The sequence below is a fragment of the Psychrobacter celer genome, from assembly GCF_016107555.1.
GTDB classification, from domain to species: Bacteria; Pseudomonadota; Gammaproteobacteria; order Pseudomonadales; family Moraxellaceae; genus Psychrobacter; species Psychrobacter celer.
In genome coordinates this window covers 26,642-53,351 of sequence record NZ_JABASU010000007.1, presented here as the reverse complement: position 1 = coordinate 53,351, position 26,710 = coordinate 26,642, and the positions used below count along the sequence as shown (strand labels likewise).

The following is a 26,710-nucleotide window of genomic DNA, read 5'->3' as shown; positions in this document are numbered from 1 at the left end:
ATAGCGTAGCCCTTTCAGATTTTTATCTTTTTGAGTTGCGCTATAATCTTATACGCTTATTTTATATTTATAAAATATTTTTCAGTTGAGGTAAGGATGCTATATAAGTATAAAAGCGAAGAATTTAAATCGTTAACAGACAAAGTAATTGCTTATTTAAATGATTATTCTACTACTAACGAATGTACTGAAAAGCAGCGAAAAATAATAAATACTTTTAGAATTATTTTAAGCGATAATAATATTGAAAAAATTAATTCTCTAGACACTCAGGATTTGAAGTTTAATAACTGGGTAGATGTTAACAATGCTGTTAATAGTCACTTACTATCCTATCAAAATCATATTTTATTTAGAATCCATAGTGACATGCATTCAGACTCACTTACTCCTAATGAGGTAATAGATAGTCTTTATTTAGTATTGTATGCAGATATGTATGAATTTTCTCTCATTACTACAGACGAAAAACTAAGAGAGTTTTTTGCTCAACACACTGAAAAACTGGTATTTAATTCTGATTGCTTATCAGAGGATAGTTTCAAACGTTTGACATATCTATGGTTTATTATTCCTAAAGAAGTGTTTGGTAAACATTTACAACAACATCTTGATCCTGAAGTCATTGAAACTGTCGCTACATTAAAAAGTAATGAAGATTTTATAGCAAAAAAGCTAAATTCAAACGAACTTTTAAAACAAGATATTGAAGAAATACAAAAATCACTCGAAGAACAGAAAAGTGAATATAATTTTGTTGGCTTATCAAACGGCTTCAGAGCACTTAGAGAACAGAAGAAAAAAGAGTTAGATTGGCAAAATGGTGCATACTATATCCTGATGGCCATAATAATCTTACTTATAATATCAAAATCTGTTTGGTCAGCTAATTATTTAGTTTCTAACAATTTTGATAGTCCTGTATTTATAATAGTAACCATCTCAACAGTTTTGTTTTTATTTATACTACTGTACTTTTTTAGAATATCTTTAGTCAACGTTAAGTCAATTAAGTCTCAAATACTCCAGATTGATTTACGTTTAACTCTTTGTCAATTTATACATAATTATGACTCAGATACTAAAGATTTAAGAGAAGGTATGAAAGAAAGTTTCGAGAGGTTCGAAAGCGTTATTTTTGCTCCTATTGTGGCTACTGAAGACCAAATGCCAACAACTTTTGACGGTATTGAACAGTTAACTGGATTATTAAGTTCATTTAATAAAGGCTCAAAATAGCTTGTGAAAATACAAGCGGTAGGCGGGATTGGCTACCGCAAATATTTAATTTAACACAATAACAAATAAGACTTAATTTTCGTGCTAAAATTAGACCTATATTTAGAGCATAATTTTAGCGGAGAATGAATCATGCAACCGATATTTGCGACACAGACAGCCAGTATCTCAGAGCTCAAGACCAACCCTTCGGCACTGATTAAACAGTCGGATGGTGAATCCGTTGCTATTTTAAATCACAATAAGCCCGTGGCTTACTTAGTTTCCACAGACATGTACGAGCGTATGATGGAGGCGATGGACGATATGGCACTTAGCCAAACCGTTGATGCTCGCATGAATGACGGGCAGACACCGATAAAGGTTACGCTCGATGACTTATAGTCTTGAGTTTCACCCGTTAGCGTTAAAAGAATGGAAAAAAATATCGCCAAGTATCCAGCAGCAATTTAAGAAAAAATTACAGCAGCGACTATCCAATCCTCATGTGCCTGCGTCAAAACTCTCAGGGCATCCAGATACCTATAAAATCAAATTGCGTACTGTAGGCTATCGTTTGGTATATAGCGTCAAAGATGACGTTGTGGTGGTCTATGTGCTGGCTGTCGGCAAAAGAGAAAACAATAAGGTGTATGAAAACCTTGCAGTACGCCAGCCATAGCTTAAGTATAATCAAAAAAACCCTTTAACTTTACCGCTATAATCGCAACACATAAAGAATAAAAATGACGGAGGTCATAGACGTGCAATATACCGCAATCATCAAAGACGGTGGGCTTTTTATCCCAAACGTGTTTTCTGACCTAAACGATGGTAGCTCGCATATCGTACAAATAGACGTTGACATCGCCGAGGTACGACAGCAGCTAAGCGAGCACGCCGGCACAATCGAGACCAAAACGCCCAAAAAACCCACCAAAAGAGCCAATAAAAAGGCTGAGCAAAAACCGCCAAAAGACACCGATGACGACGGCATAAGTACCCGACGCAAAAGCGCAATCGACGAGCTAGATGCCCTAGATGATGCAGAGCTAAGCGAGATACTCAAAGCCTATATGAATGACGGACAAACCCCAGAACAAATATCGCTAGAAAACTTATAAAACCATCAACTCCATATAAACCAACAACCGTATTACTGATAAAGGTAGAACAATGACGTACTCGATTTTTTCTCAAACGCCAAACAATGCGCTGACAGAGCCGATGTTTTTTGGTCAGCCAGTCAACGTGGCGCGTTATGACCAGCAAAAGCACCCAATCTTTGAGCAATTGATCGAAAAACAACTGTCGTTTTTTTGGCGTCCAGAGGAAGTCGATGTGTCACGCGACCGTATCGACTTTAGCAACCTCTCCTCGCACGAGCAGCATATATTTTTGAGCAACCTCAAGTATCAGACCCTACTCGACTCTATCCAAGGCCGTAGCCCAAACGTGGTGCTACTCCCGCTGGTGTCTATCCCTGAGCTGGAGACTTGGATCGAGACGTGGTCGTTCTCCGAGACCATTCACTCGCGCAGCTATACCCATATCATCCGCAATATCGTCAATGACCCTGGCGTTATCTTTGATGATATCATGGAAAACGAGCATATCTTGCAGCGCGCCTCTGATATTGCGCAGTATTATGACGATCTGTACCGCAACTCGCAGCTGTATAGCCTATACGGTGCTGGTACGCACAATATCAATGGCGAGCAGATCACCGTCGATCTAAAGTCACTCAAAAAACAGATGTATCTGTGCATCATGGCGGTCAACGTCCTAGAAGCCATTCGTTTTTATGTGTCGTTTGCCTGCTCGTTTGCCTTCGCTGAGCGAAAATTGATGGAAGGCAACGCCAAGATCATCAAACTGATCGCGCGTGATGAGGCGCTGCATTTGACGGGTACTCAGCACATGATCAATCTGATGCGTAATGGTAAAGATGATCCTGAGATGGTCGAGATTGCTGCAGAGTGTTTTGATGAAAGTATCGAGATATTCCGGAAGGCTGCTGAGCAAGAAAAACAATGGGCAGGTTATCTGTTTAAAGATGGCTCGATGATCGGTCTAAACAAAGACATTCTTTGTCAGTATATCGAATACATCACCAACCTGCGCATGGAAGCGGTCGGCTTGCCAGCGGCGTTCCCAAATTCAAAATCAAACCCTATCCCATGGATTAATACGTGGCTGTCGTCTGACAACGTACAAGTGGCACCGCAAGAGACAGAGATTAGCTCATACTTGGTCGGTCAGATCGACTCTGATCTGTCAGACAGCGACTTTGATGACTTTGAGCTGTAATTTTTAGATGTTATTAGCGCGTCGATGACATATCGCTGTCATACAGGCGCGCTATCATCAAGGCAAAAAACACCAATAAAAATGACCATCAGGAGCTTGGGCAATGACGTGGGTAGTGACCAGCAAACAGCGCTTTTATTTGCATGATAGCGAGACCTTGCTAGACGGCTTACTGCGTACTGGGCACGATATCAGCTATCAGTGCCGCGAAGGCTACTGCGGTAGCTGCCGCGTCAAGCGTATCTCAAGCTCACACAGCGTCGACTATCCATTTGAGCCGCTGGCGATGATAGATGAGGATGAGATCCTACCTTGCTGTTGCCGTGTGCAAGGGGTCATTCATATCAATCATGAGCCCGTGATTAAGTAAAGACGGCTCACTTTAAAACCAGAAGCCACAGAAAAACGCGCTACCTCAAAAGGCAGCGCGCTTTTTTGTGGCAGTTACCGACCTCTATACCCTACTCAAACAGCTTAAGTAGCTCCTCACGCATACGATCACGCTCTGCCTCTGACATCATCGGTACCTCTTCATCTGGTAAGTATGGCTGACCGGAACCGCCAAGCGTTTCGTCGTGAATGATGACGGGACGCGGGGTTGGCTCTTGTACCGGACGCTCCTCTAATACGATTTTTACCTGCGCGTTTTTGCCTTGGCGTAGTATCTGGGCATTGAGCTCAGTATTGGGCGGCTTACGGGCCACATACTGAATCAAGGTATTGGCATCGGTCATCTCGACCCCGTCGATGGTCAAGATAATATCGCCCACTCGTAGGCCACTTTTGGCTGCAGGACTTTGGTCGATGACGTTTAATACTTCTACACCGGTCGAGGTCTCAAGCTGCGTAGGATCACGAAGCTGTGACTGAATCTCGATACCTAGCCAGCCACGACTGACCTTGCCATCTTTGATTAAGGCATTCATCACCTGTTCGACAAGGGCGGTCGGAATAGCAAAGCCGATGCCCATCGAGCCGCCAGAGCGGGAAAATATCACGGTATTGATACCGACCAGCTCGCCATGCGCATCGACGAGCGCGCCGCCTGAGTTACCAGGGTTGATCGCCGCATCGGTCTGAATAAAGTCTTCAAACTTATTGACTCCAAGACCAGTACGCCCAGTGGCGGAGATGATCCCTTGCGTTACCGTTTGGCCGACACCGAACGGGTTGCCAATGGCCAAGGCCAAATCGCCGACGCGGATAGGATCCTCGCGGAAACCAAGCGGCGTCAGTCCGGTCATATCGACTTTGATCACCGCCAAATCACTATCAGGATCGGTACCGATGATCTTGGCGCGGCTCTTACGCCCGTCATTAAACGCGACGGTGATTTCATCGGCTTTTTCGATGACATGGGCGTTGGTCACGATATAGCCGTCTTCTGAGACAATCACCCCAGAGCCTAAGTTGGTAGAGCCTTGATCCTGCGATGGCCCGCCGTGAAACTCAAAAAAACGGCGCAAGACAGGGTCATTCATGTATGGATGCTCGGCCATGGTCTGCGTGGTATAGATATTGACGACCGACTGTGACGCGCGGGCGACGGCATTATGATAAGAGGAGATCGATGCAGGCGTGTCAGCGACAGGAGCCGATGCTTGCTGCTCAGCAGGTGACGTCCTCGGTGGCTCCCACGTCGCCTCTGACGTCGTTTTCATACTCATGAACAACCAGGTAAACGCTGCCAATACTAGCAGCAATAAGATCCAAGGAAGCCACTTTAACACAGACGCCTTGTTATTGGTGTTCGGGGATGGCGACATATAAAAACCTCTATAATTTTGATGCACACAAACAATAAAAAAACAATGATAAATAAAACCGGGACAAATCGCAGGCCAGTTACTACTGGCCTACTTTGAGCAATAGCATAGCAAATATCAGCAGCAAAACGCTATCGCTCAAGTGGTCTTGTATATCGTCAGTTCTAAAGCTGACCTACCATAGGCAAATTATAACTGCCAATTCTACCGAATAGTAACGCATCGTGTACCATTTCAGTTATTGGCCTTGTCTACTCTTTGGCACTGTCATGCTAAAATGCAGATTATTTGTCTCACTGGCCAATCAAATAACGCAAATAACGACAAGGAACCACCATGACCGCTCACGATACCCCGACCTCTGCCGATATGACGATTACTGCCCAAGCGCTGACTGAGTTTTGTGATGACTATCTGTCTGCCAGCGCATTTAAAGACTATGCGCCAAATGGCCTACAAGTCGATGGCGGCCGGCCTATCAGACGCATCGTGACTGGCGTGACGGCTTGCGAGGCACTCATCGATGCTGCCATCGCCGAGGACGCCGATGCGATTATGGTCCATCATGGGTATTTTTGGAAAGGCGAACCGATGACCATCACTGGCATGAAAGGCCAGCGTATTCGTAAATTGATGCAACACGGAATCTCGCTGATTGGCTATCACTTGCCGCTCGATGCTCATCCAAAAATCGGTAACAATGCCAAGCTCGCCGAGATGTTAGGGCTGACCATCACAGAGGCGCTATACCCTCATGAACCGCACCCCGTTGGCAATATCGCCACATGCCCGCCGCAAAACGCGGAAAGCCTAACTCAGACCATCACGCAAGCCCTAGGACGCATACCGCTACATATCTCAGGTCATTATCAGTATTTGGCAGATAGAGCCGCAGATACAGCCGCCCCAAAACTGTTAAAACGTATCGGCATCTGTACTGGCGGCGCGCAAGATATGATCGAGCAAGCCGCAGCCATGGGCTGTGATGCTTATATCTCAGGCGAGATATCAGAGCGCACGACCCATAGCGCCCGTGAGCTTGGGATTGATTACTTTGCATGTGGCCATCACGCGACAGAGCGCGCAGGGATTCAAGCACTCGGAGATATCGTCGCTCAACAATTTGGTCTATCTGTGCGCTTTATCGATATCGATAACCCCGCTTAGATTCGGCGTCAACCCAGCACAAGTAAAGCTTAACACCAATACTCTTGGTTTACGATATTGAAAATTCGATACGTCAGTGATGGTTATTTGACGGTTATCTAACGATAAAACTTAGTCGTTTTTTAGCTTCTACTTCATAATACAGCCAAATTTGACCGTTTATAAGCAAATTGTTAAGTTTTATCGCTAATTTCTTAACTCTACTTGAATAATAAAACCAGTAACCACATATTACTACCTGTAACAAAGAACGTTTTGTCATGAAACTTCCCATTATTACAGCTTCCGGTTATGGCACCAAGATAGATAACAAATAGATAATAGACAGCCATTTAGCGTTACTATTTATCTATAACTTGAGTTTTGCGAGACTTACGCACGGCTTATTGTCTTGGTGTTGCGATGGTGGTTTGATGTTTTTTGTCAGTCGGTGTTATGACTGGATAAAAAACGAATAACCCTGTATCGCTGAACAGCAAATATGATCGGCGGTTTACTCTACCCTAAACGATATAAAGAGTAAGCCGCTGCTGATATTAGCGTAGTGCATTGACTTTATCATTGAGACGCATGGTTTGGCGCCGCTTTGGTACAGGTATCTACGTGTTTGTTTCAATAATTTAATCATGACCTTACCTGTGTTTGTTAGGGAGTCGTTACGTTCAGTCTTATCTATTGTCGATGAAGGAATCATCTGATTTATCGCCTTCTGGGGTTTTTGCGTCTGTTTTTTGCAGGCATGGCTTTTTTAATAAGCTTTTTTTGACAATAGATACTTGGCTGTGACAGCGCTGCACGTGTTTATAGAAAACTCATACGCGGCACGACTTTTTAATAAGCAAACTGAACGCACACGACAGTTATTTAACCGCGTTCTTCAGTTGAAATGCAACCTCGGTATATGTGCTATTGGCATACACAAGCGAGCATTTACGGTAAGTAGGATGGCTAAAATCAGGAGACATCCATGCAGCGTATTACTTATCGTGTGAAAGTATCAGCGCAAGGGGCCAAACGCCGTATTTCTTATCTGCTGCGTCCATCTAAGCGCCTACCAAACACCAAAAGTAACATCGTTTCATCCGTTACCCCTACTACTTCAAATCGGTTTGCCAAGACCAAAAAACTGGCGCAAGTGTCTAGTATCGCCCTGCTCTCGCTACCTGCTGAGAGCCTAACGACGATGCAGGCAAGCGTACCGGCCTATGACCATGTCATGCTAGACAACACCTTGACCGTCGCTGCTGTCCCAGGAGATAGTACGTATTTTGCGACCGATGGGTTTCAGCATGGTTTTGGGTTTGACTTGGTACGTACTTATGCTGACGAGCTCGGTGTCGATATCGACCTAAAAGCCTACGCCAGTGAAGAAGCAGCCTTACATGCTCTAAAATCTGGTGAGGCGGACATGGCATTGACCACCGCCAGTACTCAACTAAAAAGCCAGCTAAATTTGTCATCCATCAACGTCAGCTGCGGCTATGATGCCAGTTTGACCAAAAACGGCCTGCATCCAAAGGTCAGCTGGTCGTTTAATGCCCCTGATGATCCATTGTCACAAAAAGCCAGTTATTTTTTGTGCGATAGTATTAAGCTAAAAAACACCCAAAAGCTGGCCGCGTTTTATAATCAAACCCTACTAAAAGACGCTTATAGTCAAGATCACTTTAAAAAAACACTGACAGAGAGGCTGCCTGATTATCAATCATCGTTTGAAGAGCAAGCGCGCAATTATAATCACGATTGGGAATTATTGGTTGCTATGGGCTATCAGGAGTCACATCTGGATGCCAATGCGGTCTCGCCCACCGGCGTACGCGGCCTGATGATGCTTACCAACAATACTGCCAAAGCGATGGGCGTATCAAACCGTGTGGATCCGTATCAAAGCATCGGCGGCGGCGCGCGTTATTTAGAGCAAATGAAAGATGAGTTCGCTGATGTGCCAAAGTCTGATCGAATTTGGTTTGCACTAGCAGGATACAATATGGGTCCAAATGCGGTCAAAAGCATCCAGCGTAAACTGCGTACGCAAGGCATCGATGATAAGAGCTGGGCCAACGTCTATGCCTATCTCGCAGAACACAGAGCCTCTAACAGCCGCTATGGTCAAGCGATGCACTATGTCAGCAATATCAGAAGCTATCTTGAAACCATTAAGACGCAAACTGTCTAATGACATGACACTCAAAAACGCAAAAGCGGCTCTTATGATAAGAGCCGCTTTTTTGTGTGATGACTATATACGCTATTAACGATTGGGTACCGTCAGACGCTGACCACGTTGTAGCATGGTGTCGGCTGCGATATTATTCATATCTGCCAACTCTTGGGTCGACACTCCGTATTTACGCGCCAGCCCGATGAGACTATCTCCTGAGCCTACGGTATAGCTGACGGTTGCTTTTGGTACTTTTAGCGTCTGTCCGCGTTGCAGTTGGGCATTGGTTGCCAAATCATTGGTCGCCGCCAGATCTTCTACCGATACACCAAACTCTCTAGCAAGCGCAATCAAGCCATCGCCTGACTTGACCTTGTAGTTTTCGGTATTGCCCAGCTTTTTGCCACTGCTGACTGTACTGGTTGAGGTATTGCTCGTCGCATTGCTGCTTTGGCTGCTGGCACGAGAGCCCACTGGGCTACCGCTAGCAGGAATCGTAATGGTACGGCCTAGTATCAAGTTTGAGTTGGTCTTTAAGTTATTGGCGGCAGCCAAGTCACTCAGACCGATATTGTAACGTCTTGCTACGCTCGTTAGGGTATCACCGGATTTGACTTTATAACTGACCGCTTTATCATTTAGCTGACGATCGACGATATCTTTGGGCGCAGGCACTTTAATTGTTTGACCACGTTGCAGGCGAGCTTTGGCATCAAAGTTACTGTTTACCGCTGCCAGCTCTGCTGGACTGACGCCGATACTGTTGGCAATACCAATTAAAGTCTCACCTGATTTTACCTTATAACTGGTGGTTGCCACTGAGCTTGCACTACTCTGCGCTCTACTGCTGCTAGTACGAGAGGCCGCGTCTATGTCTGCGCTGGCAGGTACTTTTAGGGTTTGCCCGACATATAGAGAGTCTGTGCTGTTAAGGCCGTTGAGACTGGCCAAAGTAGCGGTTGGCACATTGAACTGACGCGCCAAGGCAATCAGACCATCACCCGGTTTGACCTTGTAGTTTTTGGTTGCAGTGCTTGATTTTTTTGATCTGGTAGAGGGCGCCGCTGGTGTTGTAGCAGGTGCTTTCACTTTGCCAGGTACCAGCCATAGCTTTTGACCTCTGAGTAAATCCGCGCGACTACTTAGGTTGTTGTAACTGGCCAACTGCGTGACCGATAGACCAAAACGGTTGGCCGTACCGATCAGCGTATCACCCCCTTGTACCACATAGCTTTCTGGCTGGTTGGCCGCTGTGCTGCTCGCACTGCTCAGAGGCTTAATGGGCTTGGCATTGTATAGATACAAGGTGCTGCCAGACAGCAGCTTGGCGCTGGCATCTATTTGGTTCCATTCGGCGATATCGCGCCAGCTCACGCCAGCTCGACTGGCAATATTGGACAGCGTATCACCACGTTTTACCGTATAGGTACTACGTGTGCCTTGTGGCTTTGGCTTGCTGACTGGCGTTTTTGCAAAGCTCAGTTTTTTTTCATCGCCTGTCGCCTCCAAGATAGACTGCTGCGTCTGCACCGCCGATAAGTTAATGTTGCCATCGGCGTTGATGACATTGGTCTCAGGCGTGCTACTGCGTATCTGCTTGGCAATAAAATCACGTTCTTCTTTGCTCAAAGGCGGCTCTTGAACGATGGTATTGTTTTGAGTGATTTTTGCAGACGTGGTCGGTAGGCTGTTGCTTTTTTTTAGCTCAGCATTGATTTTATTAGTCTCGGCGGTGGTCAACGGCGGCTCAGTATGTACGGCGGCGGTGTTGCTATAGACCGAGCTGCTCGTCTGTGTCGTTGTAGGCGAGATATAGCTCGTCGTCTGCTGCGGCACACTGGCGCTAGCGGCATAGTCTGCCAATGCGCTGCCAGTAGATGGCAAAGCAGAACTGGTATAAGGCTTACTGTTATAGCTTGGTGAGCTTGATCTGCTAGTGGTGGTGCTGTTATTACTGGCAGTCAACACATTACCCATGCCATTACCACGCAGCGAGCTGAGCTTGGCGTCTAGGTTGAGGCTCACATCATTAGGGATAATCACCCGCTGTGGGCCTGAGGCATCGACACGCCCTGAGGTGAGCGCGGTATTGAGTCTTTCGAGCTCATCATAACTGACGCCTGTGATTTGTGATACTTCCGATAAACTGACACCATAATTGACAGGCACACTGCGAAAATGCTGACGGTTGGCGATAGCTGGTAGATAGACACCGTACTGCTCAGGCTTGGCAACGATTTCGGCCACTGCTAAAAAGCGTGGCACGTAGTTCATGGTTTCGGTGGGCAGTCTAAGTGACCAGTAATCCGTGGGCAGACCACGAGCCGCATTAGCATCGATGGCATTTTGCACACGACCGGGCCCTGCATTATAAGCGGCTAACGCCAGCTCCCAACTACCAAACTGGTTGTGCAATGCGGTCAGAAAATCATAGGCAGCGCGCGTCGACTCAATGACGTCACGGCGACCATCATAAGTGCTGCTTTGATTTAACCCATAAATACGGCCCGTACTAGGGATAAACTGCCATAAGCCAGCTGCTGCGGCACTACTGGTCCCACTTGGGTCATAAGAGCTTTCTATCACAGGCAATAGCGCCAGCTCGGTTGGGATATTACGGCGCTCTGCTTCTCGCACTGTGTGATAAATATAACGACTGGCACGCGCAGTCAAACGGTTTAGATACTCTTGTCGGCTGGTAAACCAGCTTTTTTGTGCTTCGATACGCTGGTTATAAATTGGCTGTCCGCCGTTCATACGGTAGCCGGCACGCAAACGATTCCACAAATCACCGTATTGCTGAATGGCAAGTTTGTTGCCTTCTACCATGGTCATGTCTGTCGCTTCTAACAAATCCGCTAACTCGTCTAAGCTTTCAGCATCAAGATAAGCGGTAGAGTAATCCGTGGTGGCAGATTTTGCTGCTTGCTTACCAGAACGCTTGGCAACCGTCGCCGAGGTGTTGGTCGCGCCTTTGTTTTTTACCGGCGAGGTATTGCTACAAGCACTGATGAGTAACGTCGATACCGCAAGCGTCAATGGTAACGCAATAAATGAGCGAGAGTTTGAGAGCACAGTAGACATGATATTGGAGGTTTCCTAACGACAAGAAGTAATGAGATAAGTTGCTTGATAGTATAGTCTGCAATGTAAAGCAAAGACCGGTCTGATGTAAAGACCTTAAGCAAAAATTACGGCCGCTCTTTTTTGTGACTTCTATGAATATAAGCATAGATATATGAACAAAACCTTATAAGGAATGGTTATATATCATGGATGAGCTGTATTTATTCACCATCTTAATGATTGATGGTCTTAATTAGCTACTCTTAATCAGATACTTTTAATGAAATACTCTTAATTAATAGTCACTTGTGAGACCGCTCGCAATAAGACAGCATTGCCCGTCGAGAGCGTCAAGGTCACCCGCGAGGTGGTGACAAACGAGACCTGCTGACCATCTTTTACCCAGCTTTCATTGGTGATCACATTGGCTTTGGCCTGTCCGCCTGTGATGACGATGTTATCGACAGAGATATCGTAGCGATAATTGGAAGTGTCGTTCCAGCTGTTTTGCAGCAGTTTTAGATAAGCTTCTTTGTCCAGACTGGTTGTTTTTCCTTTTCTAGATAAAGAAATCAGCGCATCATCAGAGACCAAACGTGCAACTTGGTTGATGTTTTGGCTGTTCGCTGATGACTTCATGGCAGCGGCGTAGTTTTTTACTAGCGCTTCGGTCATGGTCGCCGCCTGCGCATTGATCGTGATGGTGCTTGCAGCAGCAACGATAGCAGCCACACTGGTACTTTTTATCATCAGAGCCAAAAGCCCGTTTCCCCATACTCGTTTCATGATAATCCTTAGCGATATTATCGGCGTTATGGTCATACATTTTCTATTTATCATACATTTTATATTTATCTATGTATTGACGTAGAGACCACAAGCGCATTTATCGTTTGACTAAATAGGCCACCTATACTGAGTATAGGTATTGACGCCTTAATATTGACTTTACGAGCCATTTTGGTAATTTTTTTAGTCCAATCACGGCAGACTCGTATCATAGTGTGAGACTATCATTCAATTCTCACAGCCATGTGACACCCTGTGTAATTATTGCGAACATCTTTGACTTCCTCCCCTCCCTAAAGTGAGGGGATTCCTACAACTAGACGGTCAAGCCCGACCGCAAATCTTAGAGGTGGCTACCGCCTTGCAATTCACACCTTGCATCTAAGATTCTTATTTCAAACTAACCCTACCGTTAAGATTGTCTGTTGACACGAGCTAGTTTGAGAGTGTGTGTGGAACACCATCTACCAGTTAAGACACTGCGTACTCGCAATTTATACTTGTCTTAGCTGTTTTTTGTAGATGGTTTAATTTAATGGCTGATTGACTGTAGCAACTTTGTCGCCTTATATCCACCCCCTGAAGTGGGTGGTTTTACGGCAACTGATGATAACGATAGACTATCTTGAAGTATACCATCATATCAAGCCTCACTGATTATCACAGTAAGGCTTAATAGTGACGAAAACTCAGAGCAGTGTAATCAGTCACGCTTAGCGTTATGACTTGGTTTCTGAGCCATTGTCTTCAGACTGTTCATCATCACTGAGCTTCATACCGAGCCGCTCTACACGTCTGTCCATCATTTGCCGTGCCAGCGCTTGCATGTCCTCGACGCGGTCTATCTCATCGACAATCTCCAGCCCGAGCAAGGTTTCAAACACATCCTCCAACGTCACCAAGCCTTTGACCTCACCATACTCACCCACAGTAATGGCAATGTGCACACGGTTTTTTAGCATCAGCTCTAGCAAGTCAAACAGCTTCATCTTTGAGAATACAAAGGTGATCTCTCGTTTAAACTGGGTCAACGGTTTGTGCATGGCGTGGTTGACTTTGGCCAGCAGCATATCTGTTTTTAGCACAAAACCAGTAATATTGTCCAAATCACCATCATAAATCGGCAAACGCGAAAACGTCAGCTTAGGGCGATCCACCAGCAGCTCAGCCACGGTTTTATTTTCTTCAAAAGCGAGCATCACTGAGCGCGGCGTCATGATATCCTCAACCTTGATAGCGCCAAAGGCCAGCAAGTTACGGATAATGCGCGACTCTAGCGGGTCTATCTGACCTGACTCCTCACCGATACTGGCCAAAGCGGCAAACTCACGGCGGCTAAAGGTTTGCGGCTCTTTGCCGCGCACCAGCAGTTTGGTGAGGCGCTCTGATATCCAAATCAGTGGATACAGCAGTAAGATAATACCGCGGACAAAATAAGCCACCAGACCGCTAAGCTGACGCCAATACAGCGTGCCCAAAGTCTTGGGAATGATTTCAGACAAAAACAAAATCGCCAGCGTCATAATCGCCGAAAACAGTCCAAACCAAGCACTACCAAAGACGATAGTCGCTTGGGCACCAGCGCCGATAGAGCCAAGCGTGTGCGCCACTGTGTTTAATGTCAAAATAGCGGCCAGCGACTGATCGATATTATCAACTTTTAGGCTTTTAAGCATTTCCGCTTTTTTGGGGTTGCTTTCTTGTACGTCCGCGATAAACGACGGCGTCATACTCAGCAAAACAGACTCGGCCAACGAACATGCAAAAGACACGCCAATGGCCAGTACGACAAAAAATATCAGCAGCATCACATTCAGCGCTGTTGGTGCAGCCGCCGCGTCAGCCGCCCAAGCCAGCTGCGGTAGTAACAAGATGGCAGGAAACGGCAACATCGCGAGTAACGGCCGACCAAAACGAGCAGGACGACACATCTTTGGGGGAGGTTCTGCTGACTCATCTTGACGACAAGCCCGCGGACGACTTAAACGAGGTACAAACATAAAAGAGGTGGACAAGTTAGGTAACCTAAACAGAAAAGAAGAAAAAGATAATACCATGAGTACGCGCCGCCGAGCATCTACCGCATAAAAGCTGGTTAATACTCGATAAACAGGCACTCATTGATGCCCACCACCTTGCCTGACAGCTTGTCGTATAGGCAACTAATAACCCAGTCAGTCAACAACCAACATCTGGCTGCTGCGCGTGACATTTTATAAGGACAGCTTACCAGCCCTACCCTCTGGGTATCGTGTGGCGGCAATTATTGCCATTTGATAGTAGCATTGATGATAATATTTCACAATAAGCCGCGCTTTTTAAGTGCGATTTTTTAGGTACGCCGTTTATCCCCGAGGTTTTACGTTTCGTCATACGGGTTTTTGGCTAGCATTTGATGCGATCAATCGCCCGATATACCAGAGAAAACACACCCAGCTTATGATTAACAGTTACCAAGTCTGGGATTTTTTGTTACTATGCGTCTAATTTTATTATTGTCTATGACTTACTGAGAGTAAATTATGTTGCTATTTATCCAAGCCGCCCATGCGGCCCCAGAAACTGCAGGCGCTGCGTCAATATTTGGCCAGATCTTATTGCCTGTCGCTTTTTTTGCGATTTTTTATTTTTTGGTCATTCGCCCGCAGTCTAAGCGTACCAAAGAGCATCGTGCTATGGTCAATGCGCTTAGTGTCGGCAATGAGATTATCTTTGCCGGTGGTCTGATGGGCCGTATCAAAGACATCGAGGGCGACTATGCTGTCGTCAGCTTGAACAACAACACAGATGTGAAGATACAGCGCGCTTCTGTCATCTCAGTATTGCCTGCTGGCACTATAGAGAGCGTATAATTATCAGCCGTGCTGTATTTATGATCGTGCGCTCGTCGCACTGATAAATACGTACGTGCCTAAAAAAATGACCGTACCTTGTCTACGGTCATTTTTCGCTATAAAGTAGCAAAACCATGCATTTTATAATGCCAAAGACGGCGATAAGTTGTCAGCTTTATGTTATCGACAATCTTTCGATAACAGATATTTTGGATGACGGCGCAAAGCGTCATCTGTATTATTTGCTTTATTGTTTTATGCTTTATTATCATCGCGGATGATCGCAATGGTACATGACAACGACTGCCAAATACGGCACTCGGCCATTGCTATCGCTAACTTCCCATCTGCTAACTTGTGGCCTACGTCGCCAGTCGTTTATCAACCTAAAGAAGTGATTATGCAATATCCCGCTTGGAAATACTTACTCATCGCCGTCGTGCTTATCATTGCCGGTCTGTATGCTGCCCCCAACCTCTACCCTGACGAACCTGCCGTACAGATTACCAGTGCTGCCGCAGGTACTCAGCTGTCTGAAGGTATTTTGACCGAGTCACAAAGACTCCTTACTGAGGCAGGTCTGGACAGTCATGATGGTACGTTTGAGGGCAACAGTGCGCTGGTACGCCTAAAAAACCCAGTCGATCAGCTCAAGGCGCAAGAAGTATTGCGTCAAAATCTGGGCGAGGACTATGTCGTGGCGCTCAACTTAGCACAGACCACGCCAGAGTGGCTACGTAGCATCGGCGCAAAACCGATGAAACTTGGTCTGGATTTGCGCGGCGGTGTGCGCTTTGTCCTCGAAGTCGATATGGATAAGGCTCTCGAGCAGCGCTTAAGTAGTGCGAGCCGTGATATGCGCCGTGAGCTACGTGCTGAACGAGTGGCGGTCAAAGGCATCAAAACTGAAAACCAAAGCATCGTACTGCATTTTGCTGATACGGACGCGCGTAACCGTGCTCAAAACATCCTACAAGGCTCAATGGGCAATACCTTTAGTTTGCAGTCTTCGATTGATGAGCAAGGCCCAGCGCTAATCTTGGCATACAATGACGCCACCATCGATGAGATCAAAAGCTACGCGGTCAATCAAAACCTCACGACCCTACGTAATCGTATTGCAGAGCTGGGCGTGACTGAAGCCCTCGTACAGTCACAAGGCGCTAGCCGTATCGTGGTAGAGCTACCTGGCGTACAGGACACAGCCGAGGCCAAACGTGTCCTTGGACGTACGGCAAACCTTGAGTTTCGCATGGTCGCTGAAGACGCTGACACCTACACAGGCGGCATTCCACCAGCAGGCACTGAGGCTTTTCCCTTTGAGACGCTCGATGGCCCTCCAGTACTGCTAGAGCGTCAAGCCATCGTCACAGGTGATAAAGTCACCAATGCACAGACAGGCGTCGACGAAAACGGCTCGCCAGAAGTGAGTATCACGCTAGACAGTGCTGGTGGTAAGCTAATGCAAAATGCCACCCGTACTGCTGTTGGCAAACAGATGGCAGTTTTGTTTATCGAAAACAAACAAAGAATCACCTATGAAGAAGACCCAGAGACTGGCGAGACCGTCGAAGTACGCACGCCTTACGCTGAGACAAAGGTCATCAACCGCGCCAATATTCAAGCGGTACTTGGCTCATCTTTCCGCATCACGGGGCTAGATAGTAGTGCTGAAGCAGCTGAACTGGCACTGTTACTACGCTCAGGTGCTTTAGCGGCTCCGATGTATTTCGTCGAAGAGCGCACTATTGGCCCATCACTCGGTCAAGAAAACATCGAAAAAGGCTTATTTTCGACGCAGGTCGGTTATTTGCTGGTCTTTGCCTTTATGATTGTTTTTTATCGCCTCTTTGGTGTCATCGCCAACGTGGCTCTAGCGGTAAACGTCATTATTATCATCGCTATTATGTCGATTTTAGGCTCATCGCTTACCCTACCAGGCATTGCAGGTATCGTTTTGACCATCGGTATGGCGGTCGATGCCAACGTCCTGATTTTTGAGCGCATACGCGAAGAGCTGGCCAACGGCGTACGGCCAAAATCCGCTATTGTGGCAGGATTTGATCGCGCCTTTAGTAGTATTTTTGATGCCAACCTCACCACATTGTTGGTGGCGTTTATCTTGTTTGCCATCGGCACAGGCCCGATCAAAGGCTTTGCAATTACGTTAGCTATCGGTATTGTCAGCTCACTATTTACCGCCATCATGGTGACACGTGCGCTGGTACAAATTGCTTATGGTAAGCGTAAATCTATCAAACGTTTGAGCATCGGTTAGGAGAACACTATGGCGATCGATAAGAACAACCCTTTAGAACAAAACAATCCAGATCGAAATGGTCCAGGCGGCTCAAACACAGACGCTAGCAGCACGCGCCGTCGCAAAAAACCACGCCGTGATGGCAAAGGCAGCAACAACCAAGCCCAATCAAAAAAAGCACGCCGCAGCGATAGCGGTGATAACGCCGCACAAACGCTCAGCACCCAAGCCATCGATCCAAATCTGGATATAGGTGATGCAGAGGACTATGCAGCAGCGCAAGCAGAAGGCGGCATCAAAGCGATAGGCGATCAGCGCATCATTCCATTTATGAAGATAGAAAAGCCAATGGCGCTTTTATCGCTCTTGATGGTCATTGGTAGTATCATTGCAATTGCGGTCAATGGCCTAAACCTAGGCCTTGACTTTACCGGAGGCGTCTCAGCAGACGTACGCTATGAGCAACCTGTCGAGCAAGTAGAGGTCGTACAGGCTTTAGCCGATGGTGGCTTTGATGATGCTGTGGTACAGTATTTGGGTACTCGAGAAGAATTGCTGGTACGTCTACCGCCGCAGTCTGATAATGTCGATGGACTAAATGCCAGCTTAACCCAAGCATTGACACTGCCCGATAATGCTGCTGATATCAGTAACGTCAATATCATCGGTAGCCAAGTGGGCAACGAAGTGTATTTAAACTCCGTCATGGCGTTGGCACTGGCGCTGGTTTGTATGCTCGGTTATGTGGCCCTACGTTTCCAATTTAAGCTATCATTGGGAGCGGTGCTTTCGCTGTTTCATGACGCCATTGTTACTATTGGTGTCTTTGCCCTATTCGGCTTTCCATTTGATTTGACGGTGTTGGCTGCTATTTTGGCCTTGATCGGTTACTCATTGAACGATACGATTGTCGTCTATGACCGCATTCGCGAAAACTTCCGCCGCGTCCGTGGTATCTCACCGCGACAGACCATTGACCTGTCTTTGACAGAGACGTTGCGCCGTACGATTATGACCATCTCAACCGTGTTACTTGTGGTATTGGCCATGATGTTCTTAGGCGGTGATGGACTATACTGGTTCTCAGTAGCGCTATTTATTGGTCTACTGGCTGGTACGTATTCATCGACTTACATCGCAAGCTCAATCCCACTACGTATGGGACTATCACGTGACGACTTTATTGTAAAAGTAAAGCCTGAGTTTGAAGAAGAAATCGTGACGTTTAACGATCCAAAAATGTACGAATAAAGCCGTATTTGGCCATGATGGCATTCTCTTATCTCATGGCCAACTGACAACATAAACACAAAATTTGTATTTTTAATACAATAATAGCGTGTAAAAAGAAGCACCTGACTCACCAGCTGTGAGTCTAGGTGCTTTTGTCTTTTTGCTGCGTTTACGGACTACTGACCACAATCAGGTCAATATAAGACAGCCTCAGCCAGCAAAAAGACGTATGTCTATTACGTATCATCATATTGTATGTTGATTTCATTTAGCGTCGCCTACGACAGCGCACTGTCTTTAACAAAGGGCATAAAACGGGTCAAAAATGTCAGTTACCGCCTCCTCTGCTAACGCCTTACCACCGATTGATACCCGCTACGCGCGCATCATCGCAATTGCGCTGCCAGTTTTGCTGGCAAATCTGGCCATGCCGCTACAAAGCGTGATCGATACGGCCATCGTCGGCAATATGAATGATACTGCTAAGCTTGCAGGTATGGGGCTTGCGATACAATTGCTGTCTTTACTGCTGGTTAGTTTTAACTTTTTGCAATATGCATCGTCTGGACTATCCGCGCAAGCTCTGGGACAACTGGACGTAGCAAGCAAAGATAAAAACACGCTTGATTATCATGCTATTACTCCTTTATTGTCCATTTTACAGCGTGCTTTATTATTAGCCACGGCCATCGGCTTGGTATTGCTGCTGGCAAAGCCTTGGCTGATAGATTTTGGTCTACAGGCACTATCGGCCAATCCTGAAAGTGGCCGCGCGGCCAAGACGTATTTGGATGTGCGTTTTTGGGGTGTCATCGCCGAGCTGATGAACTTTGCTTTTATTGGCTGGTTTGCAGGGCAAGGCAAAACCCGTTATATGCTGTATCAGCAGGGCTTTATTGCCATACTCAACATTATCCTAACGCTGTTTTTTGTCTTTGGGTTACAGATGGAGCTGGTCGGTGTGGCACTGGGCACCACCATTGCGTTTTGGTCAGGTGTATTATTGGCTTTATGGCTGAGCTGCCGGCACCTAAAGATATCTTGGCGGACCTTGATTTGTGCTGACAGCCAGCACTTTACTAAAGAGAAAATGCTTAGGCTATTTTCACTGAACAAAGACATCTTTATACGTACGCTGATTCTAACGTTAAGCTTTGCTTGGATTACCCGTCTATCTGCTCAAAGTGGCGATGTTATATTGGCGGCCAATGCCATATTATTACAAGTATTGAGCATATCTGCCTTTGCTTTAGATGGCGTCGCTGTATCAGCTGAGACGCTGAGCGGACAGGCAGCTGGGCGACGCGACTGGGCAAGCTTTCGCGTCGTTATCAAGCGCACTGGGATCGTCAGTTACACGCTGGCTATCTTATTAAGCGCGGTTTGGTGGCTGGCCATGCCTATCTACCTGCCATTTATGACCAATATTGAAGCGGTGTTTCGCTTAGCTGACCAATATCACTGGTATGCAGTGCTCTTACCCTTAGTCGGTGTGGGCGCATATTGGCTGGATGGCATATTTTTTGGTCTGACTGCTGGCAAGGTGATTCGGAATGCCGCGCTTATCTTAGCGGCTGTCTTTTTTCCGCTAAGCTGGCTACTCTATCAGCAGTGGGATATGACTGGTATTTGGCTCAGCGTCTGGAGCCTATTGCTACTCAGACTTACCATTTTAATAGGTTTTTTATACCGCGCTCATCAGACAGGCGATTATGAAAAGCTCCAAATATAGTCGATACACTCTAAAAATGTCATAGCGCTACTGGGATGAATTTTGCGCAGCCTCTGGGAACGCAGCACGCAAGTAAAATTTATACCAGTAGCGCGTTTAAATCCATAACAGTTTTACATTCAGCTAACTATAACGCGTAAGGCGGTATTTGCTCCGATGTTGATATCGTCAGTTCGATATAAAAACGTTATAGCAAGTTAATAAAAAAGTCAGTAAGAAAATTAGGATGTCACGTGACTACTCAATCAAAATCATTACATCAGCAGCATAGGGCCCACTATAACTGGGCCGAGGGATTTAAAAAAAGTTTGCCTGTGGCAATGGGTTATCTGCCAGCGGGGATAGCCTTTGGTGTGCTCGCGCAGGTGGCGGGCGTCCCTATATGGGCGACCATTATGCTCAGTGTCGTACTCTATGCAGGCGCCGCTCAGTACGCCTGCTTGCCCATGCTAAGTGCCGGCCTACCGATTGGCAATATGGCAACCAATATTGCCGCAATTAACCTGCGTCATGTGTTTTATGGGATGCCATTGCTCCACTCTCTCCCGCAGAATAAAATCGCCAAAACCTACTGTTTGTTTGCCTTGACCGACGAGACATTTTCGATGATGACCAGCCTACCTCAGGAATCAAGGCGGTCGCTAATTTTACCCATTAGTCTATTTAACCAAAGCTGGTGGGTGTTGGCGAGCGCGATCGGCGTGATGATCGGCAGCACCCTTAGTGATATGGTGCCGCATTTAGATTTTGCGCTGGTCTGTCTGTTTGCGATATTGGCCTATGAGCAGTTTCAGAGCATCAAACGCTATTTTCCTATTGGCATTGCCATTGTTGCGTTACTGATTGCCTCACTATTTACCAGCAACTGGTTATTATTGGTGGCCATTTTTATTTGTATGTTGATGATTTTGGCACGTGGTTTTTGGGTACAGCGCGGTATAAAAGGAGACGCTCATGAGCAGTAGTTATCTGATTTTGGCCACCTTTGCAATGGCTACAGTGACCTTTGTGACGCGTGCACTCCCCGCTTTGATACCAAAAAAGCTGCTGGACACGCCGTGGCTACACCGTTTAAACGAAAGCCTGCCCTTATCAGTGATGGTGCTGCTTATCCTCACCAGCCTTTCTTATCAAAACTTATCAGTAACCACCGGTATGCATAGCGCAGAGCTACATTTGCTGATGGCACAGATTGGCGCGCTACTGTTGGTGCTACTGATTTATCATATCAGCCGTCAGTTATTGGTCAGTATGGTCGTTGGTATCGCTGCCATTAATGGGCTGCTGTGGCTGTTTACTCAGTTTTTGGGCTAACAGTTTTATAGCAGCACCGCTTTATCTTATCTTTATCTTGTGATGAAAAAGGCTGAACTCTGATAAGAGTCCAGCCTTTTTATTAGATACTATGAGCGGCTGCTCAGTGAGACATTATAGCTCTTCGACGCCCATCATATCGACTGGCGTATCGGCGACGATTTGCACGCCTTTTTTACCTGTTTTGGCAGTGTCGCTGCGCTGCTCTTGTAGATAGTCAAGATAGGCTTCGTTGATTTGACCTGTGATGTAGCAGCCATTAAACACGGCACAATCAAACCCTTCTACTTTACTGTACTTGGTGTCCTTGACCGCGTCAATCAAATCCTCTAAATCTTGGAAAATCAAACGATCAGCACCGATGATATCACGCACTTCCTCTACCGTATGACCAGAGGCGATCAGCTCGCTACGCACCGGCATATCGATACCATACACGTTTGGATACTTGACTGGCGGCGCGGCACTAGCAAAAAACACTTTGTTGGCACCAGCATCACGCGCCATCTGGATGATCTCGTGACAAGTCGTACCACGGACGATAGAGTCATCTACCAACAGTACGTTTTTGCCCTTAAACTCAAGCGGTACTGCACTGAGCTTTTGACGGACAGATTTTTTGCGCTGCTGCTGACCTGGCATAATAAAGGTACGCCCGATATAGCGGTTTTTCATAAACCCTTCACGGTACTTGACGTTCATCTTTAGCGCCAGCTCCATCGCAGAGGTGCGCGAGGTGTCTGGAATAGGAATCACCACGTCGATATCGTGATCGTCGCCCCACTCTGCAAGGATTTTGTCTGCCAGTTTTTCGCCCATGCGCAAGCGTGATTTGTAAACTGAGATGTTGTCCATAATAGAGTCTGGACGGGCAAAGTAAACATACTCAAAGATACAAGGCGTGTATTCTTTTTGCTCAACACATTGATGGGTATGCAGCTTGTGATCCAAATCGATAAAAATTGCTTCGCCTGGTTTGACATCACGAATAATGCTAAAGCCTGACCCTGTCAATGCCACAGACTCAGATGCCACCATGTATTCGGTGCCGCCGTTGGGTGCCATGCGCTTACCAAAAATCAGCGGACGAATACCGTTTGGATCACGAAACGCCAATAAGCCGTGACCTGTGATCAAAGCGACCACGCCATAAGCGCCTTCGCAGCGGCTATATACCGCTTTTACCGCTTCAAAAATATCGTCAGCGCTTGGGTTGGTTTTACCCAAGTTTTGCATCTCATGCGCTAGTACGTTGAGCAGGACCTCAGAGTCAGAGTCGGTATTTAGATGGCGACGATCTTCGATGTACAGCTCTTTTGCCAAACTCTCAGCATTGGTTAAATTACCATTGTGTGCCAAGGTGATCCCATAAGGCGAGTTGACATAAAATGGCTGAGCTTCTGCGCTGCTAGAGGTGCCCGCTGTTGGATAGCGTACGTGGCCGATACCAAATTTGCCGACCAGCTTGATCATATGATGGTTCATAAACACATCACGGACCATGCCATTTTCTTTACGCAGATAGAGTCGTCCATCTTGCAACGTCACAATACCTGCTGCATCTTGCCCGCGATGCTGTAGCATCGTCAAGCCATCATAAAGAATCTGATTGACTGGCTCATGAGCTGCAACCCCAACGACTCCACACATAGTTTTATCCTATTTTGACCCATACATTAGTACTACAATGACGACGAGACTTTAGAGCGGCCTGTTTAGCAGCCAGCATCGCCTTGCCATCTACCTGATGATATCTCTTACTACACTGATGTGTTATTTGTCAAAAATGCCCGCCATCGACTCTAGAATGTCGATTGCCCGTTTATGAGCTGTAATTGCTATCAAATCATTTTTTATCAAGGAAAAATACGAAGATAATGTCATAAAATTTGGTCTAACCAAAATTGGCCGATGATATCGAGCGCTTAAGACTGATTGACCTGATCCCACGCCATGCCCAGTACGTCTGACACCAAGGCTTTACCCATCGGTGCATAAGGCAATAGCTCTGGCGCGAGGACGGACGTTTGCCACTGCGGCATTTGTACCAGCAGAGGCGCGCTGACACTCAGTACCACCAAGACCATCAGTACGTTTTTTGCCGCACCGAGTACGCCGCCTGCCATTTTATCCAACACACCCAAACGCAGCGTCTGAAGGACACCGGAGAATACAAAAGCAACCAAGTGCATAATGGCCAAAATAACAATCACCACCAATAAAAACGCCATGGCTATCTGCAAAACAGGGTTTTGCACCACACCCACCAGCTGCGGAGCAATCGAACCTGCCAACCGAGTGGCGGCGATAAGGGCAACAAACCAGCCCAGTAAACCCACTGCTGTCTTAATCAGCCCTACCTGAAAGCCGCGCCACAGTCCAACCAAGACGACGATAGCAATCACGATATCCAAACCACTCATGTCCTATGCCTCATTGGTTTTATCATTTGTATGGTGAGAGAGTGCCGCTGATGACAGGCTTTAGCTTTCCATGGCGTCATAATAGCCGCCGATCGCCTGAATACAAGACTGTACCAGACCAGGCCCACGATAGATAAGTCCAGTATATAGCTGTATCATATCGGCCCCTGCTTCGATTTTTTTGACCGCTTTGGCACCGCTGTCGATACCGCCAACCCCAATCAGTGCCACCTTGCCCTCTAGCTGATCTGAGAACTGCTGCAATATCTGGGTACTGGTATGACTCACCGGACGACCTGATAGCCCGCCTGCTTGGTCGCCATCTCGCAGATCCTCAACCCCGACTCGGCTCAGCGTGGTATTGGTTGCGATTAGACCGTCAATCTCAAAGTCTATTAATTGCTGCGATATATAGTCAACTTGTAATGGCTCTAAATCTGGAGCTACCTTTAGCACCAATGGCACATAAAAGCCATATTCGGTAGCCAACTGACTGTGGCGGTTTTTGATCGTATGCAGCAGCTGCGTCAGTGCTTCGCCACTTTGCAAATCGCGTAAGTTTTTGGTGTTGGGCGAGGAGATATTGACCGTAATATAAGAGGCATGCGGATAGACACGCTCAAGACAGTATACATAGTCATCGGCCGCCTGCTCTACAGGGGTGTCGGCGTTTTTGCCGATATTAATTCCGATATTGCCTTTGTATTTACACCGCTTAACGTTTTCTATCAGATAATCAACGCCCTGATTATTAAACCCCATACGATTGATAATCGCATCGGCTTGTTTGATTCGAAAGAGTCTGGGTTTCTCATTGCCCGCCTGCGCTCGAGGCGTGACGGTCCCGACCTCAATAAAGCCAAACCCCAGCTCCGCCAGCGCATCGATATAATCGCCGTTTTTGTCCAGTCCAGCGGCCAACCCCACAGGATTGGAAAACTGCAATCCCATACAGTCAGTGGGCTGCATCAACTGACCATAGGCCAACCCTAATACACGCGCTCTGTGCGCTTTGTCCAATAAAGACAGTGTCATCTCATGGGCGTGCTCAGGATCCATATTAAACAAAAAAGGGCGAAGTAAGGCATAAGACATAATGGTGGCAGACCCTGCTCGAAAGTTATGGTGAATGAAAAGTGCGAATAAGATCAAGCGCTGCGATTATATCAGCTTAACAGAAATAAGAGCAAAGTTTCATGGGCTAAATTTTTATATTAAGGCACAGGGCGATTGTCTGTGAGTGCAATCCAACCTCTGATGATTCGGTAGAGATGCCAAATAAAAGTAAACAGCATTATTAGCAAGCCAACCCCTGCCAGTAGTACCGAACCGATGGCCATGTTGTTGCTACTATCGGTCAACATACTCACCCCAAATCCACCGAGCGCAAAGGCAATAATAACAATGCCCAAGACAAACCAAACAATACTGTACCAAAAGGTCTTGATTTGCCAATCAAAATGAGTAGCAAGCCATGAGCCATCGGCATCATGACGCTTAGCATAGTTCATCACGATCGGCACAATCCACAACAGACCTGCAGTAAAATAACTGACCACATAGAGCAGATAAGTGATGTGATTGTAAGTGATTAAGGAGCGGCGTTTGTCGCTATTCATAGTATCTTTCGCCTGATTGCTATCGTTATTGTTATTTATAGGATAATTGGCCATTGTACGCATCCATATCTGACAGTGACTGATACTTAGTTCATTGTGTCAAACAAAGGGGTTTTCAATGGTGCATCTATCAATAGCCTGCCGTAGATGATTCAGTGGCTAATGACTCTGTAGAGTGAGCGCCGTGATTGACGCTCATAGATGACTTACTGAGCGATGGTCGCTTGCACTTGTATTAGCTGACTGGTCAAATCTTGTTGCATCGATAGCTGAGTAAACTGCCAACCTTGCTGCTGCAGCTTGGCAAGTGCGCCACTGACCACCGCTTGACTGGCATGATCAAAGCTGAGCTGTACCGCATCGCCCGCCGCGACGACTTGCGCATTGGCAATGCCTGAATGATCAAGTAGCGTACTGACGCGGCTGGCAGGCGGCATGGCCGCTGCGCCGTCTGGGGCGGCAGATGCAGTGAGCGCCTGACTGTCGATATTGCCTGCCTGAGCACGCAGCCAAAAATAATCAGCCACTTGCGCTTGATAGGCATTTTTACTGTCTGTTGCTGCTTGATGCATACTATAGCCACCATAACCACCCACAAACACCAATAAAAACACAGACAGTACCGTTAGCGCTAGCTGATCGCGTGATGGCAAGGCATGCCAGCGCGACGATAATGTGTTTCGGTAATGACTAAAGCGCCCCAATAAAGCATTGTCCTTTATCAGCTTACTCGGCTCAGCAATACTGTTGCGGCTCTTGGCACGGCGCTGTAAACGTTTCATTTTCTACCTTTTGCTGATTTTGCGATAAGTAAGAAA

Annotated in this window: 23 protein-coding genes; 14 read left to right on the top strand and 9 right to left on the bottom strand. The window is 46.6% G+C overall.

The genetic code is table 11. The features are described 5' to 3' along the window. The first annotated feature begins 96 nt into the window (after nt 1-96). The 6 genes from JFC05_RS05325 (at nt 97) to yfaE (ending at nt 3,898) form a co-directional block, all read left to right on the top strand. The gene (locus JFC05_RS05325; RefSeq protein WP_198336069.1) at nt 97-1,239 is read left to right on the top strand and encodes a hypothetical protein; all 1,143 of its coding nucleotides are present in this window, start codon (nt 97-99) and stop codon (nt 1,237-1,239) included. A 132-nt stretch (nt 1,240-1,371) separates the two neighbouring features. Further along, the gene (locus tag JFC05_RS05320) at nt 1,372-1,623 is read left to right on the top strand and encodes a type II toxin-antitoxin system Phd/YefM family antitoxin (RefSeq protein ID WP_198336068.1); all 252 of its coding nucleotides are present in this window, start codon (nt 1,372-1,374) and stop codon (nt 1,621-1,623) included. Then, nucleotides 1,613-1,900 (top strand): type II toxin-antitoxin system RelE family toxin, encoded by a 288-nt coding sequence (locus tag JFC05_RS05315; RefSeq protein ID WP_198336067.1) that lies wholly within the window; start codon nt 1,613-1,615, stop codon nt 1,898-1,900. The genes JFC05_RS05320 and JFC05_RS05315 overlap by 11 nt, the downstream gene beginning before the upstream one ends. 64 nt (nt 1,901-1,964) lie before the next feature. Continuing rightward, nucleotides 1,965-2,342, top strand: a complete 378-nt coding sequence (locus JFC05_RS05310; protein ID WP_227697422.1) for a hypothetical protein — start codon at nt 1,965-1,967, stop codon at nt 2,340-2,342. Between the two features lie 52 nt (nt 2,343-2,394). Next, nucleotides 2,395-3,528, top strand: a complete 1,134-nt coding sequence (nrdB, locus tag JFC05_RS05305) for a class Ia ribonucleoside-diphosphate reductase subunit beta (RefSeq protein ID WP_198336066.1) — start codon at nt 2,395-2,397, stop codon at nt 3,526-3,528. A 103-nt stretch (nt 3,529-3,631) separates the two neighbouring features. Further along, the gene (yfaE, locus tag JFC05_RS05300) at nt 3,632-3,898 is read left to right on the top strand and encodes a class I ribonucleotide reductase maintenance protein YfaE (protein WP_192992875.1); all 267 of its coding nucleotides are present in this window, start codon (nt 3,632-3,634) and stop codon (nt 3,896-3,898) included. A gap of 91 nt (nt 3,899-3,989) precedes the next feature. Here the strand turns inward: yfaE and JFC05_RS05295 are convergent, their stop codons facing one another. Beyond that, complete coding sequence (locus tag JFC05_RS05295) at nt 3,990-5,294, bottom strand: S1C family serine protease (protein ID WP_198336065.1); 1,305 nt, start codon at nt 5,292-5,294, stop codon at nt 3,990-3,992. A gap of 336 nt (nt 5,295-5,630) precedes the next feature. On the opposite strand from JFC05_RS05295, the gene JFC05_RS05290 reads away from it, so the two are divergent. Together JFC05_RS05290 and JFC05_RS05285 are read left to right on the top strand one after the other, a co-directional pair. Then, nucleotides 5,631-6,461: a Nif3-like dinuclear metal center hexameric protein gene (locus JFC05_RS05290; RefSeq protein WP_198336064.1), complete on the top strand. Its 831-nt coding sequence runs from the start codon at nt 5,631-5,633 to the stop codon at nt 6,459-6,461. 967 nt (nt 6,462-7,428) lie between these two features. Further along, the gene (locus JFC05_RS05285) at nt 7,429-8,637 is read left to right on the top strand and encodes an MltF family protein (protein WP_198336063.1); all 1,209 of its coding nucleotides are present in this window, start codon (nt 7,429-7,431) and stop codon (nt 8,635-8,637) included. Between the two features lie 75 nt (nt 8,638-8,712). Here the strand turns inward: JFC05_RS05285 and JFC05_RS05280 are convergent, their stop codons facing one another. The 3 genes from JFC05_RS05280 to JFC05_RS05270 form a co-directional block, all read right to left on the bottom strand. Then, nucleotides 8,713-11,706, bottom strand: a complete 2,994-nt coding sequence (locus JFC05_RS05280; RefSeq protein WP_198336062.1) for a LysM peptidoglycan-binding domain-containing protein — start codon at nt 11,704-11,706, stop codon at nt 8,713-8,715. A gap of 273 nt (nt 11,707-11,979) precedes the next feature. Further along, entirely contained in the window at nt 11,980-12,474 is a 495-nt protein-coding gene (locus tag JFC05_RS05275; protein WP_198336061.1) for a hypothetical protein, read from the bottom strand. 722 nt (nt 12,475-13,196) lie between these two features. Next, nucleotides 13,197-14,477, bottom strand: coding sequence for a CNNM domain-containing protein (locus tag JFC05_RS05270; RefSeq protein WP_227697428.1), 1,281 nt, complete (start codon nt 14,475-14,477; stop codon nt 13,197-13,199). Between the two features lie 522 nt (nt 14,478-14,999). On the opposite strand from JFC05_RS05270, the gene yajC reads away from it, so the two are divergent. The 6 genes from yajC (at nt 15,000) to JFC05_RS05240 (ending at nt 21,850) form a co-directional block, all read left to right on the top strand. Beyond that, entirely contained in the window at nt 15,000-15,329 is a 330-nt protein-coding gene (yajC, locus tag JFC05_RS05265) for a preprotein translocase subunit YajC (protein ID WP_075102080.1), read from the top strand. Between the two features lie 382 nt (nt 15,330-15,711). After that, nucleotides 15,712-17,589 (top strand): protein translocase subunit SecD, encoded by a 1,878-nt coding sequence (secD, locus tag JFC05_RS05260; protein ID WP_198336104.1) that lies wholly within the window; start codon nt 15,712-15,714, stop codon nt 17,587-17,589. A gap of 9 nt (nt 17,590-17,598) precedes the next feature. Then, complete coding sequence (secF, locus tag JFC05_RS05255) at nt 17,599-18,822, top strand: protein translocase subunit SecF (protein WP_198336060.1); 1,224 nt, start codon at nt 17,599-17,601, stop codon at nt 18,820-18,822. 307 nt (nt 18,823-19,129) lie between these two features. Next, the gene (locus tag JFC05_RS05250) at nt 19,130-20,536 is read left to right on the top strand and encodes an MATE family efflux transporter (protein ID WP_198336059.1); all 1,407 of its coding nucleotides are present in this window, start codon (nt 19,130-19,132) and stop codon (nt 20,534-20,536) included. 233 nt (nt 20,537-20,769) lie between these two features. After that, a complete protein-coding gene (locus tag JFC05_RS05245; RefSeq protein WP_420850561.1) occupies nt 20,770-21,501 on the top strand; it encodes an AzlC family ABC transporter permease in 732 nt (243 codons plus the stop codon). After that, the gene (locus JFC05_RS05240; RefSeq protein WP_198336058.1) at nt 21,491-21,850 is read left to right on the top strand and encodes an AzlD domain-containing protein; all 360 of its coding nucleotides are present in this window, start codon (nt 21,491-21,493) and stop codon (nt 21,848-21,850) included. Before JFC05_RS05245 ends, JFC05_RS05240 begins: the two co-directional genes overlap by 11 nt. Before the next feature lie 114 nt (nt 21,851-21,964). Here the strand turns inward: JFC05_RS05240 and purF are convergent, their stop codons facing one another. The 5 genes from purF to gspM form a co-directional block, all read right to left on the bottom strand. Next, nucleotides 21,965-23,500: an amidophosphoribosyltransferase gene (gene purF, locus JFC05_RS05235; protein WP_198336057.1), complete on the bottom strand. Its 1,536-nt coding sequence runs from the start codon at nt 23,498-23,500 to the stop codon at nt 21,965-21,967. 275 nt (nt 23,501-23,775) lie between these two features. Further along, nucleotides 23,776-24,273: a CvpA family protein gene (locus tag JFC05_RS05230; RefSeq protein WP_192992885.1), complete on the bottom strand. Its 498-nt coding sequence runs from the start codon at nt 24,271-24,273 to the stop codon at nt 23,776-23,778. A gap of 60 nt (nt 24,274-24,333) precedes the next feature. Further along, on the bottom strand, nt 24,334-25,368 hold the full coding sequence (locus tag JFC05_RS05225; protein ID WP_198336056.1) for a quinone-dependent dihydroorotate dehydrogenase: 1,035 nt from the start codon (nt 25,366-25,368) through the stop codon (nt 24,334-24,336). A 119-nt stretch (nt 25,369-25,487) separates the two neighbouring features. Beyond that, nucleotides 25,488-25,946, bottom strand: a complete 459-nt coding sequence (locus tag JFC05_RS05220) for a DUF4870 family protein (protein WP_227697421.1) — start codon at nt 25,944-25,946, stop codon at nt 25,488-25,490. A gap of 152 nt (nt 25,947-26,098) precedes the next feature. Then, entirely contained in the window at nt 26,099-26,674 is a 576-nt protein-coding gene (gspM, locus tag JFC05_RS05215) for a type II secretion system protein GspM (RefSeq protein WP_198336055.1), read from the bottom strand. Nucleotides 26,675-26,710: the final 36 nt, after the last annotated feature.